This window comes from Ruminococcus sp. RTP21198st1_G1_RTP21198_201120 (assembly GCF_040924265.1).
Taxonomy (GTDB): Bacteria; Bacillota; Clostridia; order Oscillospirales; family Ruminococcaceae; genus Hominimerdicola; species Hominimerdicola aceti.
In genome coordinates this window covers 162406-167452 of the sequence record NZ_JBCOMH010000004.1, presented here as the reverse complement: position 1 = coordinate 167452, position 5047 = coordinate 162406, and the positions used below count along the sequence as shown (strand labels likewise).

Annotated in this window: 3 protein-coding genes and 1 pseudogene; 3 read left to right on the top strand and 1 reads right to left on the bottom strand. The window is 33.3% G+C overall.

Going from position 1 to position 5047, the window contains the following annotated elements:
* Positions 1-197 precede the first annotated feature (197 nt).
* From AB5627_RS04200 to AB5627_RS04190, 3 genes and pseudogenes are all read left to right on the top strand, one after another.
* A pseudogene (locus AB5627_RS04200) lies at positions 198-356 on the top strand (polymorphic toxin-type HINT domain-containing protein); the annotation flags it as partial.
* A gap of 144 nt (positions 357-500) precedes the next feature.
* The gene (locus tag AB5627_RS04195; RefSeq protein ID WP_022288063.1) at positions 501-716 is read left to right on the top strand and encodes a hypothetical protein; all 216 of its coding nucleotides are present in this window, start codon (positions 501-503) and stop codon (positions 714-716) included.
* On the top strand, positions 713-1129 hold the full coding sequence (locus AB5627_RS04190) for a hypothetical protein (protein WP_022288064.1): 417 nt from the start codon (positions 713-715) through the stop codon (positions 1127-1129). The genes AB5627_RS04195 and AB5627_RS04190 overlap by 4 nt, the downstream gene beginning before the upstream one ends.
* 235 nt (positions 1130-1364) lie before the next feature.
* Here AB5627_RS04190 and AB5627_RS04185 read toward each other — a convergent pair whose 3' ends face one another.
* The gene (locus tag AB5627_RS04185; RefSeq protein WP_117923234.1) at positions 1365-2459 is read right to left on the bottom strand and encodes a site-specific integrase; all 1095 of its coding nucleotides are present in this window, start codon (positions 2457-2459) and stop codon (positions 1365-1367) included.
* Positions 2460-5047: the final 2588 nt, after the last annotated feature.

The window sequence follows — 5047 nt, the reverse complement described above, 5'->3', positions numbered from 1 at the left end:
CAAGCATAGTACAATGGTCAGTATACAAGCTTCCCAAGCTTGGGATGCGGGTTCGATTCCCGTTGCTTGCTCCAAATAGCTGAGCAGACGTTTTGCCACGTCTGCTTTTTCTGTATTCGGTTATTGATTTTTTACAGATTTTATAGTATAATTAGGATTGTAAAAATAATTGCTATCAATAACTTGGTTGGACTTTAGCACGTTCACTTCGTGCAGGCGATGTACTTGTACTTTCAAATGGTGAACTTGTAACAGTTGAGTTTGTTCAGCATGAAATACTTGAAAAGTCTGTAAATGTTTATAATCTTGAGGTTCAAGACTTCCATACTTATTTTATTGGTGAAAGTGGAGTTTGGGTTCATAATCAAGGTTGTAAAAATGAAAAGACATATCAAACATACACTAAAACAAATCCTGAAACTGGAGAAGTATACTCTAGCAGAACAAGTGGCTATGGGACACCTAAAGAAAATGTTTCAAGGCGAGATAAGAAGCATCATATGAATGACAAAGGATTTGGACCAGCGGCGCTTGATAAATCAAGTACCAATAAAGATGCTATCCGTGGTCGAGAGCAGCAGTTGATAGACTCTAATGGTGGTGCTAAATCTCAAAGAGGAACATCAGGCAACGCAATTAATGTTATTAGTCCTAATAACAAGAAAAAGAATCGATACATGAAATCTGCTACAGATGAATTTGGTGAGTTGATATGAGGAGAATAGTTGGGAATGTCGGAGCTTTTAAGCTTCCAAATGGTGAGTATGGATTCGGAAGAATTTTCAAATATGCTGATGTTGCATTTTATAGGCATATTGGTAAGAATGAAAAGGATTTGCCGAAAACTGAAGATTATGCCTTTATTGTGGGGGTTTATAATAGTTCTGTTTCCCTAATGAAGTATGTTGAAAAAAGACCATATGTGACTGAAAGTGAGGTAACTTCTCCACCGACATATATAAGAGATTGTATATCTGGTGAGTATTCCATTTACTATGCAAACGGTGATATTGTTCCATCTACTTATGAAGAATGTAAGAATTTGGAGGTCTGCGCAGTTTGGGAATTAAGCCACGTTATAGATAGATTAATGGGGGATGACAAATGGCAAAAATGTATGGCATTATAAAGATAATCTTTTCTTAATCACGCTTCATTAAGAATTTAGAGCAGTATATTGTAGATTACTGTTCTAAATTATCCCTATAATAGATATGGCTTTATCGTAGTAAACGGCGAAAATATTTCTGCTACGCCGACACACCCATTCTATGTTGATAAACTTGGTTGGACTTTAGCACGTTTAAATACAAAAAAAGCAAAGCCCATAATGAACAGGCTTTGCTTTTTGCACATATAAGATGTTATTTCACCAAATAATGCAAGATAGTAGTATCTGTGCGGAAGTGGTGGAGTATGAACAAGCTCACATACATTGCTGCTACTCGATCGTAGACAACTGGCTTGTTGATAGATTCGGCTGCCTTTTTGTTGTATCCTCTTAATCGATAAGGTTTGTTAAGATCCTCTTTGAGTTTCCTCTTATTGCGTTTAAACTCATCTTCGATTGCTTGAATATACTCAGCACGTTTTGATGGATCATTTTCCATTTCTTTTAAAACTGTGTAATAGGTATTCTGTGCACATATTGCTCTACAGTAATGGAGTGCATCTGGAACGCGTGCTTCTGTCTTTGTTAACAAAGAATCACTACCTTTCTCTTCTGCTTCTCTAATATATTCTTTTAGCTTCGAAACTTCAACTATTCCTTTCAATACAGTACGATTATGTTTTCCGCCTTTTCCAATACTATAAATGTGAACTGTTTGGCAGTCAATGAATTTTATATCATCGACTTTTAAGTGGCCGAGCTCGCGGCGTCTTAAACCTGTGGTTAATGCAACATCACGAGCTTTTTCACCACGTTTGGTGTTGTATTTAGTTGGATCATCTTTAAGACAAACACCGTGGCGAATAGGGTGATCGTAGTCACCCATGTACTTTCCAAAAGTTTTGCAAACTGCAGCCAAATAATCATGGATAGTGTTGCTGCTCCGGTTTCTTGCCTTTAAATCATCAACGAACTCTTGGATATGTTTTTCAGCTTCTTTTAAAGTCAGGTATGAGGTGTGATACTTTTTCTCGAGAAAATGACAGAATTGAACATTTCCTTCAATATAGTCTATTTTGGTCCTTTTAGCAAAGAGCTTCCACTTGAAGCAGTTGATACGGTTGCAGATATCATTAATCTCTTCTTTTGATTTCCCCTCCAACGCAAGTCTTTCCCTAACATTTTTTCGTTTTGAAATTGTCCAAATCTTGTACTGGTGTTTGCTTTCCTTGAAAGCAGCCATTCCATTGAGTTTCTTGATTATAAGTGTCCTCAGCGTGTACGTACCTACTTCTACCTTTATATTTTTACCCTCGACGCAAACTGTGATCTTATTAAATTTATTCATAATAAAAACTCCTTTATTCTTTAGTAAAATAAAAAGCACTTGTTAAGTGGCTCTGAATGCCAAAACTAGGATGTTCCCAGTTCAAATGAAGCAAGATATCAATAACTGACATCTTCTTTAAGTGCCTTTCAGCCTTGACTCAATGGAGGCTGTGTCCCTTTCAACGTTTGCAGTGTGTTGATTCACCTGACTTCTTTGCAGCGGAAGTCGCGCTTGCGTTTTCCATATGGGAACGCATCCCATTCGACCTTTGTAGTGAGCCGATCCACTTGGCTTCGTTGCGGCGGAAGCCCTCGCCCGCATATGCTGGAAGAAATATGCGTTCCTTTCGGCAAATTTAAAGCGTTGCCGAATAGTCCAGCTTCTTGCTAGACCAACGCTCATAGGCACTCAAGCGACCCACGTTACTTTTGGCAATATTTTATTCTACAATTATTTTTTTAGTTTTATAAAAAACAGTATTCTTATGTATTTATTAACCCCAAAGAAACTCAGCAAGATAGATCTGCTGATAATCGATGAGCTCAGTTACATTTCTTTCAACAAGTATCAATCGAAATTGATTTAGCTTTTTGAGAATGAAATAATACTCGAATTCCTCATAGACATAGTCACCTGCAGATCATTCGTTCTAAATATGAACCGCAGCTCGTCTTACCTTATTGATTCGACCTTGAATCACGATTAGTGGCTCAGTTTTTTATTGACAAAGGCATCTATTATACAAATATATTTACAAGCAAATTGACCACTCTTTTTTGTGGGAACAAAAAAAGCACACATTTTTTACCAACAAATGTGTGCTCCATTTTTTTTATAATAAAAAAAGAGTCCCCACTTATTCAGGAACTCTGTACTTACATCTCTTCTATGTTTCAATAATACCATATTTCAAGTTAATTTTCAATTGGCAGAATCAACAAAATGTTGTCCGATTAATTGTGCATTACGACATAAATTAATGTACGCTTTTAACAAGTACACATTAGTTGGTATAGAGAGAACATCTTTGAACTAAGATCAACGCTCATTTTATATATAATATAATAAGGAAGAATGCAAATTTTCATTATTAATAGCATTATTGATATTGAGCTACTATCACTAATTTTATTATTTGGTGATAGTAGCTTTTTATCTTACTACTATATAGCATTTTGTTTATATAAATGAAAACGTGATGTTTCCTAATGCGTTATCTTCAAGCTTTGCAGCAATATTACCAATGAAATGTTTGCGCATTTGTATAAAAAGCTGATTTTATCTTTAAAACAACTTGAGCTATTGCTTTTTAAGGCGAATGTGATATGGAAAATAAACAACTATTATTTGCATTAAAACGATATATCTTCTTTCTTTGTAATATAAGAAGTGGTGCTTTCTTCTTATATTATAATGAGTAGCTTATTCTTCTTATTTTATCTTATAACAATAATAAGTAAACATACTGAGTATATATGCTAAAATAAAACTGAGCCACTTATCCTTGTTTCTTATTTATTTGCTTATTTATTATAGCTTTATGTTTATATAAATGAAAACGTGATGTTTCCTAATGCGTTATCTTCGAGCTTTGTAGCAATATTACCAATGAAATGTTTGCGCATTTGTACAATACGATGATTTTATCTTTGAAACTACATGAGCTATTGCTTTTTTAAGGCAAATGTGATAAAGAAAAAAAACAACTATTATTTGCATTAAAACGATATATCTTCTTTCTTTGTAATATAAGAAGCGGTGCTTTCTTCTTATATTATAATGAGTAGCTTATTCTTCTTATTTTATCTTTAAAACAACTTGAGCTATTGCTTTTTAAGGCAGACGTGATATGGAAAAGAAACAACTATTATTTTCATTCTTTCTTTGTAATATAAGATGTTGTAATATAAGATGTGTTGTTTCTTCTTATTTTGTTTTATAACAAGAATAAGTAAACATACTGAGTATATATGATCAAATAAAACTGAGCCACTTATCCTTATTTCTTATTTATTTGCTTACGTATTACAGCTTTATGTTTATATAAATAAAAACTTGTTATTTTATAATGCGTTATCTTCAAGCTTTGCAGTAATATTACCAATTAAATGTTTGCGCATTTGTATAAAAAGCTGATTTTATCTTTAAAACAACTTGAGCTATTGCTTTTTTAGAGCGAATGTGATATGGAAAAGAAACAACTATTATTTGAGTTAAAACGATATATCTTCTTCCTTTGTAATATAAGTGAAGTGGTGCTTTCTTCTTATATTATAATGAGTAGCTTATTCTTCTTTTTTTATTTATTTGCTTATTTACGTAGCTTTGTTTTAATATATGAAAAATAGTGTTATCATAATGCTTTGCCTGCAATGCCACTAAGAATAAGCTTATAAGTTTGTATAATCCGCTGATTTTATCTTTAAAACTACTTGAGCTATTGCTTTTTTAGGGCGAACGTGATATGGAAAAGAAACAACTATTATTTCCATTAAAACGATATATCTTCTTCCTTTGTAATATAAGCGGTGCTTTCTTCTTATATTATAATGAGTAGCTTATTCTTCTTATTTTATCTTATAACAATAATAAGTAAACATACTGAG

Excerpts from the sequence above, each read along its gene's own strand:
- AB5627_RS04195 (WP_022288063.1), top strand. The coding sequence starts at position 501 with ATGAATGACAAAGGATTTGGACCAGCGGCGCTTGATAAATCAAGTACC.
- AB5627_RS04190 (WP_022288064.1), top strand. The coding sequence starts at position 713 with ATGAGGAGAATAGTTGGGAATGTCGGAGCTTTTAAGCTTCCAAATGGT.
- AB5627_RS04185 (WP_117923234.1), bottom strand. The coding sequence starts at position 2,459 with ATGAATAAATTTAATAAGATCACAGTTTGCGTCGAGGGTAAAAATATA.